The following is a 15,901-nucleotide window of genomic DNA, read 5'->3' as shown; positions in this document are numbered from 1 at the left end:
AATTTAAGCGATCTGCTAGACTCGCAGGTACTCGCTTTTACGTCCCAGCCAGCGATGAAGGTGGCGTTTCGCGGCTTCCGGGTGGTCGCGGAGCAATTCCTCGGCGACGATGCGGGCGTTATCGAGCAAATCCCCGTCATATTCCGGATCGGCAAAGCGTAGCATAGGTACGCCGCTCTGACGCGCACCCAGAAATTCACCCGGACCGCGGAGCCGCAAATCCTGGCGCGCGATCTCAAAACCATCGTTATGTTCGAAGATAATTTTGAGTCGCTCCTGAGCGGTTGCGGACAAAGGCTTCTGGTACAGCAGTATGCATATGCTGGCTTCAGCGCCCCGGCCCACCCGGCCTCTTAACTGGTGCAATTGCGATAACCCCATGCGTTCCGCGTGCTCAATCACCATCAATGAAGCATTGGGTACGTCTACCCCTACCTCGATCACCGTCGTCGCAACCAGTAGTTGGATTTCACCTTGCTTGAATGATTCCATCACTGCCGATTTTTCCTGGGCCGAGAGCCGGCCGTGCACCAGGCCAATTTTCAAATCCTGAAAAGTCAGGCTCAATGTTTCATGAGTTTCCAGCGCTGTCTTAAGTTGCAGAGCTTCGGATTCCTCGATCAGCGGACAAACCCAGTAGGCCTGTTTTCCGGCATGGCAAGCTTCCCGGATACGTGCGGTCACTTCATCGCGGCGGGTATCCGCGACCAGTTTAGTCATCACTTCGGTTCTGCCAGGAGGCAGCCCATCAATCACCGATACATCCAGATCGGCATAGTAGCTCATTGAAAGCGTGCGCGGAATGGGGGTTGCGCTCATCATCAATTGGTGCGGTACTGATTCCGCTTTAGCACCTTTCATCCTCAACGCCAGCCGCTGATGCACGCCGAAGCGGTGTTGTTCATCGATAATGGCAAGTCCAAGCCTGCCGAATTCTACCTGCTCCTGGAACAACGCATGCGTACCAACGGCAAGCATGGCACGACCTTCAGCAATATCAGCGAGCGCGGCCTCCCGCTGTTTCTTTTTCTGATTGCCGGATAACCGGGCAATCGTAACCCCCAAGGGGGCAAGCAGCGGACCTAGCCATCCTAAAAGCTTCTGATAATGCTGCTCAGCCAGGATCTCGGTTGGAGCCATCAATGCCGCCTGACAATCATTTTCAATTGCCTGCAACATCGCCAATGCGGCGACAACGGTCTTGCCGCAACCCACATCACCCTGCAGTAACCGCTGCATTGGGTGGCATGCAGCAAGATCGCGGCTGATTTCGGCAAATGCTTTTTTCTGGCCGCTGGTGAGTTCGAAAGGGAGCGACTCCAGCAGCGCGGTGGTCAGTTTGCTTTTGTTGAGCAGAACCGGGGCACTATGACCGCGGCGCTGACGATAATGCAAACGCATGGAGAGTTGTTGCGCCAGCAACTCATCGAACTTGATTCGCCGCCAGGCCGGATGGGTGCGTTCCTGCAATAAAGTGGCTGACGCGTCCGGTAACGGTTGATGCAGAAAAATGACGCTATCCCTGAAGCCTTGCAATCGGTAGTGCCGTAAAACCGTGTCGGGCAGGGTTTCCGAAAGATAGCTTTGTTGATCGCCATTCTCCACCCATCGTTGCAGCGTCCGCCGGATCAATTTGCGTATCGGTTCCGAGGAGAGTCCTGCCGTGGCCGGGTAGATGGGTGTTAGCGCGTCGGCCAATGGCTCACCTGCGCGCACGATGCGGCATTTTGGATGAACCATTTCGACACCGAAAAAACCTGGACGCGCTTCCCCCAGCAAGCGTACCCGCGTGCCGGTGGAGTATGCTTTTACCTGGCTGCCATAAAAATTGAGGAAGCGCATGAAAAGTATGCCGCTCCCGTCTTCCACCTGGCATACCAGTTGACGCCTCGGGCGATACATGACTTCACTGTGGATAATGACGCCTTCAACCTGTGCCGTCTTGTTTTCGGGCAGGTCGTTAATGGGATAAAGATGTGTTTCGTCCTCGTAGCGTAGCGGCAAATGCAGCACCAGATCGAATTCATCGGTGATGCCAAGTCTGGCAAGTTTTTCTTGTATTACCCTGCTTGCAAAACCAGTGACAGCACCCGGCGTGGAATCGTCGCGGGTGCTATTCTTCACTCCTGAAATACCATTACCGCGTCCATCTCCACTAATGCCCCGCGCGGAAGCGCTGCCACACCTATCGCCGCTCGCGCTGGATAGGGCGAGTTGAAGTAGCTCGCCATGATCTCGTTCACTCTCTCAAAATTGGCAAGATCCGTCAGATAAACATTCAGTTTAACAATATCACTCAGATTGCCGCCACTCGCCGTCGCCACTGCTTTCAGATTCAAAAAAACCTGCTGAATTTGTCCCTCGACCCCTACCACCATTTGCATGGTAAATGGATCCAGCCCGATTTGGCCGGAAAGATAGACGGTATTCCCTCCGTCGACGCGTATCGCCTGAGAGTAGGTGCCGATGGCCTGGGGTGCATCGCCAGTTTGAATCGTTTGTTTTTTCATTTGATCTCCTTTAAGTGATGGAATGCCGGCTTGATGGCGCTGTGCCAACCGAATGTTTCATAAATTAACACGTGTCCTCGCGGGTCTTTTGTTTCGTATGGAGATTTTGTTCAGTCGGGTATATGCATTGCTACACCACTCTTTCACAAAACCCCCCTAAAAAACAAAATCCTGCGCAATCATCATGTGAATTTATGAAATATTCGGACTCGTAGAGGGTTTGCAAATTTGGATTCATAGGAGTGACCTTTGCGATATGATGAAGGGAACGCGCGCATATTTCAATCGTTAAAACCATGACCGATGATCAGTACAGAAAACGAGGCTCCGGATAGCTCATTTTGGTATCTGATTGTGTGGCCGGGAATCCAGTGCGGAGTCTACAGGATTTGCGTGAGAACCATGGAAGATGCCAGGAAATTCCCCGTCAGACAACCCGGAGGCTTCTGAAAAAACTTTCCGAGTTTCCAGCAATGCGGTTCACGGAGGGTTTATTCAGTGATCTCCTGGTATTGACGAAATTCCTGCCTGGGCTCATGCCGATCGAAGAGTGGGCTGATATGGACTTACATCAATAATATTTATAACTCATGCAAAAACTAATTATCCAGGGCGGCGTACCTCTTTCCGGCGAAATTCGTATTTCCGGTGCAAAGAATGCCGCGTTACCCATTCTATGTGCTTCTCTGCTTACCGGTGAAACACTGACTATCGAGAATGTTCCATATCTCAACGACATAACCACCATGCTGAGCCTTCTTGGGCAAATGGGCGTTAGCGTTGCGCCGAACGGGAAGGAAACAGGGCTGACCGCCGCCCATCTTTCCCATCTTGTTGCGCCTTACGAAATGGTGAAAACCATGCGCGCCGCAATCCTGGTATTAGGCCCCATGCTTGCGCGCGCGGGTGCGGCCAGGGTATCGCTGCCCGGCGGCTGCGCCATTGGTTTGCGCCCGGTTGATCAGCATATCAAGGGCTTGCAGGCCATGGGTGCGGAGATTGATATCGATCATGGCTACATTCACGCAAAAGCGAAGCGTCTCACCGGTGCACGCATAGTGATGGATATTGTCACTGTTACGGGGACCGAAAACCTGATGATGGCAGCGACCCTGGCCGATGGAACAACCGTGCTCGAAAACGCGGCACGCGAGCCGGAAGTACTGGATCTGGCAAATTGCCTGATCGCAATGGGTGCGAAAATTCATGGCGTCGGTAGCGATGTCATTACCATTGAAGGCGTCGAGAAGTTGCACGGCGCCACGTATCGCGTCATGGCGGATCGCATCGAAACCGGTACATTCCTGGTGGCGGCAGCGGCCAGCGGCGGCGAAATTCATCTTACGGAAACACGCTCCGATACACTCGACGCGGTACTCGACAAATTGATGGAAGCGGGTGCCGCCATCGAATCAGGTGAAGACTGGATACATCTGAAAATGAATAACCCACTGAAATCCGTAAATCTGCGAACCGCGCCCTATCCGGCTTTTCCCACCGACATGCAAGCACAGTTCATGGTATTGAACTGCGTTGCCGCCGGGACCGCAATGATTACCGAAACCATATTTGAAAATCGCTTCATGCATGTGCAGGAATTGAGACGCATGAATGCTGACATCAAAGTGGAAGGAAACACCGCCGTGGTGTGTGGTGTAGCCGGTCTTGATGGCGCCAATGTCATGGCGACCGACCTGCGCGCTTCCGCCAGCCTCGTGCTGGCGGGACTGATTGCCAGGGGCGAAACAGTCATTGACCGTATTTATCACCTTGATCGCGGCTATGAGCGTATCGAGGACAAATTGTCGTTGGTGGGGGCGAGAATTAGACGGGCGGATTGAGTGGGGTGTGGGTATTCTTCTTTTCTCTTGATACGTGATTGCATGTGCTGACAGCGCGCAATTGCGCGTTCTGATCAATTCTGAGAGGGCGCTATACTTGCGCTCGTAGTGGGACAGCCAAAGTAGAATAGCGGCCTTGAGCTTCTTCGAGCACATCTGATCAGTGGCGAACCAGATACGCTTGAGCGGCGCCAGCAATGCTGCGGGATCATAAACCAGCTTGGCACCTGGTTTTGAGCCACGCCCACGGGCGCATGCTCAAGAGTCGAATGACGATTTGCGATAGGCACAATTGGCGCAAAATCGTCCAGGATCGGGTTCTTACCCTTCTCGTAGACTTTGCGATAATGTTTACGAATCGTTTCAAGATATTCGCGCCGGGTATTTTTTGTCATATTACGGTCTCCTCTTTGGTAACTTCTGGGCTTCTAGCTCCCGTGCAAGAGATTTCCTGACATACTTAGGGTTTGCGACCGCGAGGGATCAAAGCACGCCTTGCGATTGTCGTCATGCTTTGTGGTCTTCCGCTTTTACACACAGCGTCAGCATCCCCAACTCGCTTATTTCGCGGCTCAATGGCTGGCCTATCGTTTCCTCTGTCAACGCTTCCCCATAGCTTTGCGGCTTACTACGTATGACTCGGGGCCAGAGTGTTCGCCATTTCTTCTTCGTAAAGAACTTGCACCATCTATCTCTTGCCAGCTTTCCTGACGCTTCGCGCGATGCACTTTCTTGCATTTCCTTGCTCATGAACTATATTAAATCGCAGTAAAGAAATGTTCCGTCGCTAAATCATGCGGTAGGTTAGGGACGCAAAGCTAACTTCGCCGGAAGCTGGTTCAGTAAGTTGCAGGCCTGATTGTTTTAAATTTACCAATACGGAGACTCTACCATGACAGCCCAATTGCTTCTTGCGCTCCTGATATTTCTCGGTACGATCTTGATATTCAGGGCGATCTGGATGGTCGACCGCAATGTGTCTTCTGCTCACAAATACGAATTGGCGCAAAAGTATTCTTCGTATACCGTTTCATTGTTTATTCTGGCTTTTTTAAGTGCATGGCCAAGCATATCTAACGCTGATAAGAAAATTGATGCGACCAAGACCATCATTTGGAATGTCCCAGTCGTGCCTGCCCCAGCTGCTAATGTATTTGGTCGTTATACTTGGGATCTCACCGCAGTCGCCCAGGATAACCATGTCAATGCTTTATTGTCTTCCAAGAGTCCTACCGGTCTTGATTCTCCGAACTGGAAAATAGGAGCGGGATTGCCTGCCGTCCCGAAAACGACTGGCCTGGCCGGCGGTCCAGTCGGCGCAGAACCCAGTGCAAAAGCGGACGTGACTTTTATGGCGGGAGCCCCAGTTGGTGCTGTTGGGGGGCCTGGCAAGGTGACCGGCAGCATGCATATCGTAGTCGAAGCCGATACAGTTCCTCCGACAGCGGCTCATGGGAACCAGAATGCCCACGCTAAAGCTAACTCTACAATGACAATTTCCACGGGAACAGTCACGAGTGTTGAGGTCAGCCAACCTGGAGCGGCCACAGTGGTCATCAATGCCGACCAATTCAAAGGCACGGTTGGCTTCGGGGCAGATACTGGCACAGGGAAACTGACCGACCCTCTCTCTGTCATCCTGACCGACCTCACTCTAGGCACATCGATTACGGAGAATCTTTTCTCTTCCAACTTCGAGGGAGCAGTTAATGGCGAGTGGTCATTTGGTTCGAATGGTATCTCTCTTAACGTACCCCTAGACGGGGTTTCCTCCGCATCCATTTCGCTGGACTTCCTCAGTTCTTGGATCACCGATTCAACGCTGGTCGATTCCATGATTTCTCTCAATAATGGCGTCTTCAATACGTCAGGTTTATTCACGAATTTGCCTTGGGTCGTTACGCCAACGAGCGTGAGCCTGTCTAGCGGAGTGTTGAACTCCATTGAGATACCTTACCAGATTCCGGTGGGATTACTCGATCCGAGTCATCTTTATGATGTAAGTCTTACGAGTGATTTGGCTGCCCAGGTCTCAGCCACGGTTCCGGAGCCTTCCACCCTTGCCCTGAGCGCGTTAGGGCTCATTTTGTTCCTGCCCTTTGCAAGGAGAGTACGCGCAGGACGGAGCCGTGAAACGGAATTCACCGGGTGGCATTAGCCCCGCTCTTCAGACTCGGAAGTCTTCGCATGATCAACTGCATGACCAGTATATTTCACTAGATAACCTCGTGTTTTGTCTGGTGCGAACCCTACTTAGTTCTCATTCGGAAACGTAAGCCATTGCTGTGGAAGAAGTTAAGGAAAGAGGGTGAAGATCCCCGGCCCGGAATTGAATGTTGGAAACACTCGATCAGCAAAATATCCGGCCGTTTTTGGGTGAGAACTACTTAGGCCAATTTTCATGGGGGCCGTAGTACGACGCAAATCTAAAGCCACAATACGCTGACTGGATTGAGCGAAGGAAAATGGCCCTCATGGGGCCATTTTCCTTCGGGTGTATTGTAAACTTATCTTTTGTGCAACGAGCGCTAACTAAGCGCCAGTTCGACCGATCTTTCTCGAAAAATCATCTTGTCATGGACCTAACGAAAATAAGAGTCCGAGTTATGTTACACGTTCAAATGGGAAGATATCTCTGGTATGAGGATCAGATGAGAAAGAGGGAGAGCCATTTCAGGGAATCGTCATGGCGAGACGAAATCCCAGGTAACGCATACGCTTCGTCGTATCAAACCAGTTGCGCGTCGTAGCACGCATATCCTGCGGCCTGTGATTCCACGAGCCGCCATAAAACAGACGTTTTGCGCAATTGCCTTGCCAGCAGGTGTCGGTCCATTGCCATACATTTCCCATCATATCGTACAGGCCGAAAGCATTCGGCTTGAAGCTGCCTACAGGAGCAGTCCTTCGATTGTCCCATTCGCTCCCGCAGCCATCGCAATTCGCATGATTACGTCCGACATCATCACCCCAATAATACTCGGTGGTGGTGCCGGCGCGCGCGGCAATTTCCCATTCCTCAGCGCTCGGCAGGCGGTAGGCTTTGCCGGATTTGTCCGACAGCCATTGAATATAGGTTTGCGCATCGGCCCAGCTTACGTTGATCACCGGCCTATTACCGCGCCCCCAGCCATTATCCGGAGGCTGGTATCCGCCACAGCCACCGTCCTCTACGCAGGCGTCCCACTCCTCGAACGTTACCGCGAATTTGCCAATGGCAAACTTATAACCTGGAATGGATATTAATTCGGGGCAATCAGTACACGCTTTATTCTCTTCAGCCTGCTTCTTGCCCCCAGCCGGTAGCCGTTCGCTATCATGCCGTTTAGTTCCCCTGTCGAGTTGGGCCACCCACTGTGATTCAACCCTCTGGAAAGAGGTATCGCCTATCTCAAGTGCTTCCTCAAGTAACGTCCCATTACTTGCATCGATTTTTTCTGATGCCTGCAACTTTGCTATCTCCGTTGGCATCTTCGCATTCAAGATACCAGCCTCGCGTTCGCTTGGTAACGTGGGGGCGAACGAGCGTGCTTCCGCAGATCCGGTGAAGATCAAGACGAGTAGGCAGGTATAACAAACCGATTTCATGAATGCCTTTCTAAAAAAGCAGGGTTGGAAATTTTCTGTGCATTTATGTGCATAAGCGTATCAGAGAAGCGTAATCGGTGCCTACATGGTAGCCGATGCTAACCAGGTATGGAAACAAAATGCTTTCAAGATGAGGGAAGTTTCAGAAGAATCTTGCCGGACCTATCAGTGGACCTAGCACAGGCTCGGGCTTGGTATCGGTATCGGCGAGACTATCTGGTCCTGACCCGCAGCACCATTTTATCATCCGACTGAAGCACGTCTATCCTGCGCAAAAAGTTTTGTCCAAGCAGCGCGATATCGCCCTGGATACCAACCCCTACACTGAGACCTTCCACGATGATACCTCCCGCTTCAATCGTTTGCCCTGAAACAATTTCGCCCATGACCGCACCGTTCGCGGTCACAAAATTAGCCGGCGTACCCTTGGGCAAATCGGTGTTCCGTGCGATCTCATGACTAATAGACACCGTACTGGCCCCCGTATCTACCATAAAATCCACAGGGCGGCCGTTGATTGCGCCTCGCACATAATAATGTCCATCGTGTGATCTCGGGATCACTACTTCTCCACCAGCCAACTGCGCGCTGGCTACCGCAACCGTCGGTTTCTGACGGGCATCAAAGTATAGATATATCACACCGGAGATAACGATCCAGATCGCGAGGGCGGTAAAATGACCCCAGGGAGCGCGGCTACTCATCGTGATTAAGGGCTTCTCTATTCTGCCGGTAAGAACAAATTCTCGACAAGCAGACAAATTCTGCTTTAGAAACAGAAACACAGAAACGAGCAATCTTCTGCTGACCGGGCTGCATTGCCGGAGCCTGACGCCGATAGCCGATTGTCATGACACCGCCCGGAAAATTCCACCGGTATCCAGGAAATAATGCCAAATGGCATTATCACCGGTTGATCGGCTTGTATCTGATTCGCTTCGGTTTTGCGCCTTCCTCACCCAGCCGCTTCCGCTTGTCGGCCTCATATTCCTGATAATTGCCGTCGAAAAATGCAACTTGCGAATTACCTTCAAATGCCAGGATGTGGGTGGCGATGCGGTCGAGGAACCAGCGGTCGTGCGAGATGACCAGTACGCAGCCGGCAAACTCCTGCAAGGCATCTTCCAGGGCACGCAAGGTTTCTACGTCCAGATCGTTGGAAGGTTCGTCCAGCAGCAAGACGTTACCGCCCGAAATGAGCATTTTTGCCAAATGCAGCCGTCCGCGCTCGCCGCCGGAAAGATTGCCGACAATCTTCTGCTGATCCCCGCCTTTGAAGTTGAAACGTCCGATATAAGCACGTGCGGGAGTTTCATACTTACCAACGGTAAGGATGTCGTGACCGCCGGAAATCGTATCGAACACGGTTTTGCCGCTTTCCAGGGAATCGCGCGATTGATCCACATGCGAGATTTTGACAGTCGTGCCGATTGCTATCTCGCCGGAATCCGGTTGCTCCTTTCCCGTGATCATGCGGAAGAGGGTGGATTTGCCCGCCCCATTGGGACCGATGATGCCAACGATGGCGCCAGGCGGCACTTTAAAGCTCAGGTTATCGATCAGCAGGCGATCGCCGTAAGCCTTGGAAACATCCTTGAATTCAATGACCTCGTTGCCTAGCCTTTCAGCAACGGGAATGAAAATTTCCTGTGTCTCATTGCGCTTCTGATACTCCTGCGAGTTGAGTTCTTCAAAGCGGGCAATACGGGCTTTGGATTTCGCCTGCCGTCCCTTAGGGTTCTGTCGTACCCATTCCAATTCTTTGTGGAGAGCCTTCTGACGTGCGGATTCCGTCGATTCTTCCTGCTTCAGGCGGCTTTCTTTCTGTTCCAGCCAGGAACTATAGTTACCTTTCCATGGAATACCATGACCACGATCGAGCTCAAGAATCCACTCCGCAGCGTTGTCGAGAAAATAGCGATCATGCGTGACGGCCACCACCGTGCCGGGAAAGCGGGTGAGAAATTGTTCCAGCCAATCCACCGACTCGGCATCCAGATGGTTGGTCGGTTCATCCAGCAACAGCATGTCGGGCTTGGATAGCAAAAGTTTGCACAGGGCAACGCGGCGTTTCTCACCACCGGAAAGATTTTTGATGACAGCGTCCCATTCGGGAAGGCGAAGTGCATCGGCTGCGATTTCCAGTTGTTGACCACCATCCCCACCCCCAGCGGCAAGAATGGCTTCCAGCCGGGTCTGTTCGGCCGCCAGCGCCTCAAAATCGGCGTCAGGCTCGGCATAAGCAGCGTATACCGCTTCCAGTCTCTGCTGTGCACCGAATATTTCACCTAGCCCCTCCTGCACCGCGTCCCGCACGGTGAGTTCGGGGTTGAGCTGCGGTTCCTGCGGGAGATAGCCGATCTTGAGGTTGGGCATTGCTGTCACCTCACCTTCAATATCCTTGTCCAGTCCTGCCATGATTCTCAGCACTGTGGATTTGCCGGAACCGTTCAGGCCGAGCAATCCGATCTTTGCGCCGGGAAAGAAGCTGAGGGAAATATTTTTGATAATCTGACGCTTGGGTGGAACGACTTTGCCCACGCGATTCATGGTTAGTACGTATTGGGCCATAGGTAGGTGTCAGCATAAGTAAGATTGATGTTCAAGTTTAACCTATGGAGGCGCTACGCATAAGATCTTTGTTGCCAGAATGAAAGACCGATGCATGTCCGGTTTCCATCCGCTGTATTCATTCTCGAACGCGTGAGGAGTTGCGGGAGCGATTTTACTTCTATAACGCTCGCAGTTGTTCTATTGTGTTTGATATGGAAGCTGTCAATCGATAGGATGCCGGATATTCATTTATATGGCATGAGAAAAATGCAATATCGCGGCGTGTTCATAATATGTGATTCGCATGACTATGCTTCCAGTAATTCTGCGCGTAACCAGACCCGCCCCGGCTGCGATGAAGCATATTTCGGCGGCTGCAATGGAGTGTAATGATGTCACCCACCTTGAGAAATGCAATTCTAATTGCTATCGCTGCAAGTGGTCTGCTATTTGGCTGCGCAACGTCGCAAAAAATACAGGTGGTTCAGCCTGGCGATCAGAACTTTTCCTGTAGTGCCATCAAGGAGGAATTGGCAAAGCTTGACAAGGCGCAGGTAGAAATCGATTCAAAGAAAGGTGTCACAGGAACCAACGTTGCCGGCGCGATCTTCTGGTGGCCGGGTTTGGCATATACTTATTACGACGCTGGCGAGGCTACCCGTTTGGTCAATGACAGAAAGAGTGCGCTTACTACTATCTATAATAGTAAAAATTGCACCCCCTGATAACAGGCGTCCACCGCTTGTTCTCTTGGAGAGCAAGCCGTGGATGGTTTTGGGTATTGACGTCCACTTTCGTATTATTGACGAGCGATGAAATATTTTGCGACATCTTGCAGATCACTTAGATCAATAGTACCCGCCGCTCTACGCAAACGCAGATACCCCAGGAGATAGCTGTAGCGCGCTTGTGTCAGTTCGAGTTTTGCCTTGAACAATTGTTGTTGCGCGTTGAGTATATCGATATTTGTCCGTGTACCGCCTTTAACACTTTTCTGTGTCGCGTCGAGCAGAAAGGTTCCCGAGTTGACGGATTTCTCAAGTGCCTCGATTCGTCGCACACTGGTCAAGGTCAGATTGAATTGCTTGCGTAGTTCGATCAATACCTGATTGATCTTGGTTTCGAGGTCGGCCTTGGCTTTTTCATGGTTTGATACGGCTTGGCTGGTCAGGGCATTGACGCTGCCGCCCGCGTACAATGGCATATTCACCTGAACACCGATACTGCGGGTAAACGTATCCAGGCCGAAGAATATGATGTTGTCGGACTTGGTTTTGGTGACGCTGGCGATAACGTCAAGACGCGGCGCATGACCGGCGCGCTGCTTGTTGATTTCCTGGCGTGCAATTTCCACTGCATGGCGCTGGGTGGTGATCTCCGGATTGTTCTCCAGGGCGATGATTTTCCATTCATCGAAGCTGCCCGGTTGCATTGGCTTCACACGAAAATCATCCAGTAACGGATCCAGCGCCGTGATTTCATCACCAACAATAGCCGCCAGCACATTACGGGCATTCGTCAGACTATCGCGTGCTTCGAGTACTTGCGCTTCGGCCAGATCGAATTTTGTCTGTGTTTCCAGTATCTCCGTTCTGGTACCCTCGCCCTTTTCGAACATGCGATCATTCGCCAACCGTTGATCCGCAAGAGCACTCAACTGCGACACCGTCAGTGCCAACTGGTCTTCCGCATATCTGGCCTCGGCATACGCGCTGACAAGACGCACGATCAAGTCCTGATTATTCGTAATAAACTTGGAATCGCTCAGACTGGTTTGGGCAACCCCCTGCTTATACTTTGCGAACGCTTCCAGGTTGACAACCGGTTGACGTAACTGAATGTTGGCGTTCTCACTGCGGTAGGTCAGGTGCTGTGTGATGGTATCCCGCGTGACATCCCCCATGTTTTCGCTGGTTGTATAAGCTCCCGACAGCACAGGGAGCAGGCTGGCGCGTCCTACCGCTTTGAATTGCTGACCCGCCTCGTTTTCGTGAATCGCCGCGCGATGGGCGGAATCATTCATCAACGCCGCGTCATAGGCTTCGATCAGCCCCAATGCCGATACGTTATTTACCTGAAATAGGGCCAGGATGCTCAAGGTTGAAACAAGCCAACGGCGGAGTGAAACCACACGCATGTTTATTCTTCTGTCATTGACATCTTAATATGGTCGAGTATCGGCTTCAGTATGTAATTCATCATTGTTCGTTCGCCTGTTTTCACGAATAGCTCCACCGGCATGCCCGGTCGTATCTGCAAATCGGCAATCATCTTCATTCCTTCCGGTGCCACTTTGGCTCTGAGCTTGTAATATGGCAGCCCGGTTTGCTCATCGACAAATCGATCCGCGGAGACATGCGTCACAATGCCTGGCACATGTGGAGTCAGGTTTCGATTGAATGCGGAGAATATCAGCTCTACCGGAAGATCAGGGTGTACCTTGTCAATCAAATGCACTGGCAAGTGCCCCTCGACGTCCAGTGCATCTTCGCTTGGCACAATATCCATCATTTTGAAACCGGGGCCAATCACGCCACCGCGCGTAAAGACATTCACCCCCACCACCGTACCATCCACAGGTGCTTTCACCAGGATATTTGCCAGGTCGTAATCCAGCCCGGTCAGTTTATGAGCAAGCGCCTCCGCTTCTTTTTGTATGTCGGATAATTGGGATCGGACTTCCTTTTGATATTCCTGCTGACGTTGCATACGGTGCAGCTTCAACTCGGCAATCTGCCGCTGCCCACGCCCAATATTGCCAATATCTTCTGAAATCGCGCCGCTGACCTGTGCGTAGGTTCGCTCTAGCTCCAGCAAGCGATTACGCGCCACAAACCCTTCTTTGGCCAGGTCGCGCATTCCATCCAGCTGCTCCCTTAAAAACCCCAATTGCTGTTTTTTATTGTCGCGTGATTCTTCCAAACCACTGGTTTGCAATTTGAGTCCGGAGATGTTCTCATCAATTGCCGATAACTCACTTTCAATTCCCATCCGTCGCGAGTTAAACAGATGCTGCTGCATATTAATGTTGCTGGCGACACGCGGATCACTTTTTACGCTTTCCAGCTCTGGAGGAAAGACGATAGTCTTCTCCCCATCGCGTTCAGCAATCAAACGAGCCTCTGTTGCACGCGCGGTAAAATACTGGACGCGCATCATTTCTGCATTGGCCTTGGCTTGCACGCTATTCATACGCACCAGCACCGCCCCTGCCTTAACCACATCTCCTTCTTTCACGAGAATATCTTCGATCGTGCCACCTGTTTGATGCTGGATTGCCTTCCTGTTTGTCGATACGGTAACCGTCCCGCTGAGTGGAACACCCTTATCCAGAGGCGCAAATGATGCCCACACTAAAAAACCACCGATGCCAGCGACGACAATCCACCATCCGAGGCGAATGTACAAACGCGCATCGGTATCTATCTCTGAAGACGTCACTTCCTTGGAGCCAGCGTGAGTAGCCGCTGCGTGTTTGCCAAACAGCTTCATCATCGTCGTCAGTTATGCCCCAATCCGTGGCATGGTCCGTGAATCCCTCTTAACAAAAGTACCCCTCTCCAGCTGTACCGGTGACCGCTCATTTCCATGGAGCGAATCTGTGGTTTGTTGTGCTCGTCAACCCTGTTGCACCTGCTGTAACGGTTGCTGACTCCCTTTGGCCAATCGGGTCAATACTTGATCGCTTGGACCAAACAATTGTGCTTTCCCCTCGCGTAGCAGCAATAATTTATTGGTGGCGCGAAGGACACTGCTGCGATGGCTAATCATTACAATGGTTTTGCCACGACTGTGTAGATCCTTGATCGCCGCAATCAACGCCTGCTCACCCATTTCATCCAGATTTGAATTCGGTTCGTCCAATACGATTAGCGAGGGGTCGCCGTACATTGCCCGTGCCAGACCAAGGCGCTGTTTTTGCCCACCTGATAGTCCGGCCCCGCCATCTCCCAGGAGGGTATCGTAGCCTTGGGGAAATTGCAAAATCATGTCATGTACCCCGGCACGCTTGGCTGCCAGTATTACTTTCTCCGAATCAATCTCACCAAAACGAGCGATGTTCTCGCTAACTGTTCCGGCAAACAGCTCAATATCCTGGGGCAAATAACCCATATGGGGACCCAGTTCATCTTTATTCCATTGGTAAACATCTGCACCATCCAAACGTACTTCACCCATCGCAGCCGGCCAAATACCGACCAGCAACCGTGCCAGGGTGGATTTGCCTGCTCCACTGGGTCCTATGATCCCGAGCACATCTCCGGGGTCAATTGCAAAACTCAGGTTCTTGAGAACGGCCACTGTGGAGCCGGGAGGTACTGCTGTCACCGCTTCGAGCGAAACTCGCCCAAGGGGTTTGGGCAGAGACATTCCCGCTTCACGCGCTGGATTGGCCTCCAGCAGGTCATTCAAGCGTTGGTAAGCACTGCGTGTGCTACTCCAGCTTTTCCATATTCCAATCAATTGCTCAACCGGGCTCAACGCCCTGCCCATCAATATGGCGGCTACAATCATCATCCCGGGTGTAATCTTGCCTTCCAGCACAAGTAGCGCCCCCAGGCCCAGTATCAGCGATTGCAACGACACGCGGACAAACTTTGTGATCGCACCGATGGTTCCGGTCTTTTCGCTGGCTTCCGCCTGCAATTGCAGGAATTGGCTATGCAGCTTGAACCAGCGCGATATCAAATTAGGCAACATGCCCATTGCCGCTATTACTTCTGCATTACGCAAGTTATTGGTCGCCAGATTGCTTGATGCCACCGCCATGGCATTGGCGTCTTCCAGTGGCTTTTTCGACACCGCCTCATTGACAAAAGCCAGAACAACCAGTACCGCCGTTCCAATCAGCGCAAACAAGCCCAGCAACGGGTTAAACAGGAAAATGACAGCCAAATATATGGGGAACCACGGCGCATCGAAGAAGGCAAATAAGCCTTGACCTGTTAAAAACTGGCGAATAGCCGTGAGATCCTGCAATGCTTGCCCGGCATTACCACCCGCACGTTTCAGATTCTGCTCAAAGGCTGCTGTATAAATCCTCTTGTTCATCGTCATATCAAGCTTTGCGCCAACCCGGATCAGCACAAAGCTGCGTACAAACTCCAGTGCGCTCATGAACAGATAGGCCCCGAGCACTATCAATGTCAGCATCAACAGCGTTGTCTCGTTGCGGCTGGCCAGGACACGATCATAAACCTGCAACATATACAGGGCCGGCACCAGTAACAGCAGATTGATAATGGCACTAAAAATGCCGACGGTTCTGAATGCCCCCTTGAAACTTACGAGGGCTTGCGCTATCTCCGTTTGGGGAATTTTGAGCTTGTAACTCATTTACCTGTGCAATTGGCATTGTTGAGCAAAACAAAAAAACGCAATTTGTTCTCCGTCCCGGCCTTGGCAGGT

Annotated in this window: 12 protein-coding genes; 3 read left to right on the top strand and 9 right to left on the bottom strand. The window is 51.8% G+C overall.

Features of this window, described 5'->3' with window-relative positions:
- Positions 1–15 precede the first annotated feature (15 nt).
- Both recG and BLO43_RS13530 read right to left on the bottom strand, forming a co-directional pair.
- Positions 16–2,124 carry an ATP-dependent DNA helicase RecG gene (gene recG, locus BLO43_RS13535; RefSeq protein ID WP_090907511.1) on the bottom strand — a complete coding sequence of 703 codons (2,109 nt, stop codon included), beginning with the start codon at positions 2,122–2,124 and terminating at the stop codon, positions 16–18.
- A complete protein-coding gene (locus BLO43_RS13530) occupies positions 2,121–2,510 on the bottom strand; it encodes a Rid family detoxifying hydrolase (protein WP_090907510.1) in 390 nt (129 codons plus the stop codon). The genes recG and BLO43_RS13530 overlap by 4 nt, the downstream gene beginning before the upstream one ends.
- A 590-nt stretch (positions 2,511–3,100) precedes the next feature.
- Here BLO43_RS13530 and murA point away from each other — a divergent pair.
- Complete coding sequence (gene murA, locus BLO43_RS13525) at positions 3,101–4,351, top strand: UDP-N-acetylglucosamine 1-carboxyvinyltransferase (protein WP_090907509.1); 1,251 nt, start codon at positions 3,101–3,103, stop codon at positions 4,349–4,351.
- A gap of 507 nt (positions 4,352–4,858) precedes the next feature.
- Here the strand turns inward: murA and BLO43_RS13515 are convergent.
- On the bottom strand, positions 4,859–5,089 hold the full coding sequence (locus BLO43_RS13515; protein ID WP_139149281.1) for a hypothetical protein: 231 nt from the start codon (positions 5,087–5,089) through the stop codon (positions 4,859–4,861).
- Positions 5,090–5,243: 154 nt separating this feature from the next.
- Here BLO43_RS13515 and BLO43_RS13510 point away from each other — a divergent pair, with 154 nt between their 5' ends.
- On the top strand, positions 5,244–6,509 hold the full coding sequence (locus tag BLO43_RS13510) for a PEP-CTERM sorting domain-containing protein (protein ID WP_090907506.1): 1,266 nt from the start codon (positions 5,244–5,246) through the stop codon (positions 6,507–6,509).
- A gap of 515 nt (positions 6,510–7,024) precedes the next feature.
- Here BLO43_RS13510 and BLO43_RS13505 read toward each other — a convergent pair.
- The 3 genes from BLO43_RS13505 to ettA form a co-directional block, all read right to left on the bottom strand.
- Positions 7,025–7,822, bottom strand: coding sequence for a formylglycine-generating enzyme family protein (locus BLO43_RS13505; RefSeq protein WP_090907557.1), 798 nt, complete (start codon positions 7,820–7,822; stop codon positions 7,025–7,027).
- Between the two features lie 329 nt (positions 7,823–8,151).
- Positions 8,152–8,643 carry a retropepsin-like aspartic protease family protein gene (locus BLO43_RS13500; RefSeq protein WP_254773476.1) on the bottom strand — a complete coding sequence of 164 codons (492 nt, stop codon included), beginning with the start codon at positions 8,641–8,643 and terminating at the stop codon, positions 8,152–8,154.
- A gap of 202 nt (positions 8,644–8,845) precedes the next feature.
- Positions 8,846–10,510 (bottom strand): energy-dependent translational throttle protein EttA, encoded by a 1,665-nt coding sequence (gene ettA / locus BLO43_RS13495; protein WP_090907505.1) that lies wholly within the window; start codon positions 10,508–10,510, stop codon positions 8,846–8,848.
- Between the two features lie 371 nt (positions 10,511–10,881).
- On the opposite strand from ettA, the gene BLO43_RS13490 reads away from it, so the two are divergent.
- The gene (locus tag BLO43_RS13490; RefSeq protein WP_254773475.1) at positions 10,882–11,217 is read left to right on the top strand and encodes a hypothetical protein; all 336 of its coding nucleotides are present in this window, start codon (positions 10,882–10,884) and stop codon (positions 11,215–11,217) included.
- A 74-nt stretch (positions 11,218–11,291) separates the two neighbouring features.
- Here BLO43_RS13490 and BLO43_RS13485 read toward each other — a convergent pair whose 3' ends face one another.
- The 3 genes from BLO43_RS13485 to BLO43_RS13475 all read right to left on the bottom strand — a co-directional run bounded on the left by BLO43_RS13485 (position 11,292) and on the right by BLO43_RS13475 (position 15,829).
- Positions 11,292–12,629 carry a TolC family outer membrane protein gene (locus BLO43_RS13485; RefSeq protein WP_090907504.1) on the bottom strand — a complete coding sequence of 446 codons (1,338 nt, stop codon included), beginning with the start codon at positions 12,627–12,629 and terminating at the stop codon, positions 11,292–11,294.
- Positions 12,630–12,631: 2 nt separating this feature from the next.
- Entirely contained in the window at positions 12,632–13,987 is a 1,356-nt protein-coding gene (locus tag BLO43_RS13480; RefSeq protein WP_254773474.1) for an HlyD family type I secretion periplasmic adaptor subunit, read from the bottom strand.
- Positions 13,988–14,110: 123 nt separating this feature from the next.
- Positions 14,111–15,829, bottom strand: coding sequence for a type I secretion system permease/ATPase (locus tag BLO43_RS13475; RefSeq protein ID WP_090907502.1), 1,719 nt, complete (start codon positions 15,827–15,829; stop codon positions 14,111–14,113).
- Positions 15,830–15,901: the final 72 nt, after the last annotated feature.

This window comes from Nitrosospira sp. Nsp13, assembly GCF_900101945.1.
GTDB lineage: Bacteria > Pseudomonadota > Gammaproteobacteria > Burkholderiales > Nitrosomonadaceae > Nitrosospira > Nitrosospira multiformis_D.
This window is presented reverse-complemented; position numbering and strand designations above follow the sequence as displayed.

Bases quoted from the DNA above. Each gene is read 5' to 3' on its own strand.
- BLO43_RS13490 (WP_254773475.1), top strand. From the start codon at position 10,882: ATGATGTCACCCACCTTGAGAAATGCAATTCTAATTGCTATCGCTGCA.
- BLO43_RS13480 (WP_254773474.1), bottom strand. From the start codon at position 13,987: ATGATGAAGCTGTTTGGCAAACACGCAGCGGCTACTCACGCTGGCTCC.
- BLO43_RS13505 (WP_090907557.1), bottom strand. From the start codon at position 7,822: ATGCCAACGGAGATAGCAAAGTTGCAGGCATCAGAAAAAATCGATGCA.
- BLO43_RS13530 (WP_090907510.1), bottom strand. From the start codon at position 2,510: ATGAAAAAACAAACGATTCAAACTGGCGATGCACCCCAGGCCATCGGC.
- BLO43_RS13515 (WP_139149281.1), bottom strand. From the start codon at position 5,089: ATGCAAGAAAGTGCATCGCGCGAAGCGTCAGGAAAGCTGGCAAGAGAT.
- BLO43_RS13500 (WP_254773476.1), bottom strand. From the start codon at position 8,643: ATGAGTAGCCGCGCTCCCTGGGGTCATTTTACCGCCCTCGCGATCTGG.
- BLO43_RS13475 (WP_090907502.1), bottom strand. From the start codon at position 15,829: ATGAGTTACAAGCTCAAAATTCCCCAAACGGAGATAGCGCAAGCCCTC.
- murA (WP_090907509.1), top strand. From the start codon at position 3,101: ATGCAAAAACTAATTATCCAGGGCGGCGTACCTCTTTCCGGCGAAATT.
- ettA (WP_090907505.1), bottom strand. From the start codon at position 10,510: ATGGCCCAATACGTACTAACCATGAATCGCGTGGGCAAAGTCGTTCCA.
- BLO43_RS13510 (WP_090907506.1), top strand. From the start codon at position 5,244: ATGACAGCCCAATTGCTTCTTGCGCTCCTGATATTTCTCGGTACGATC.
- BLO43_RS13485 (WP_090907504.1), bottom strand. From the start codon at position 12,629: ATGCGTGTGGTTTCACTCCGCCGTTGGCTTGTTTCAACCTTGAGCATC.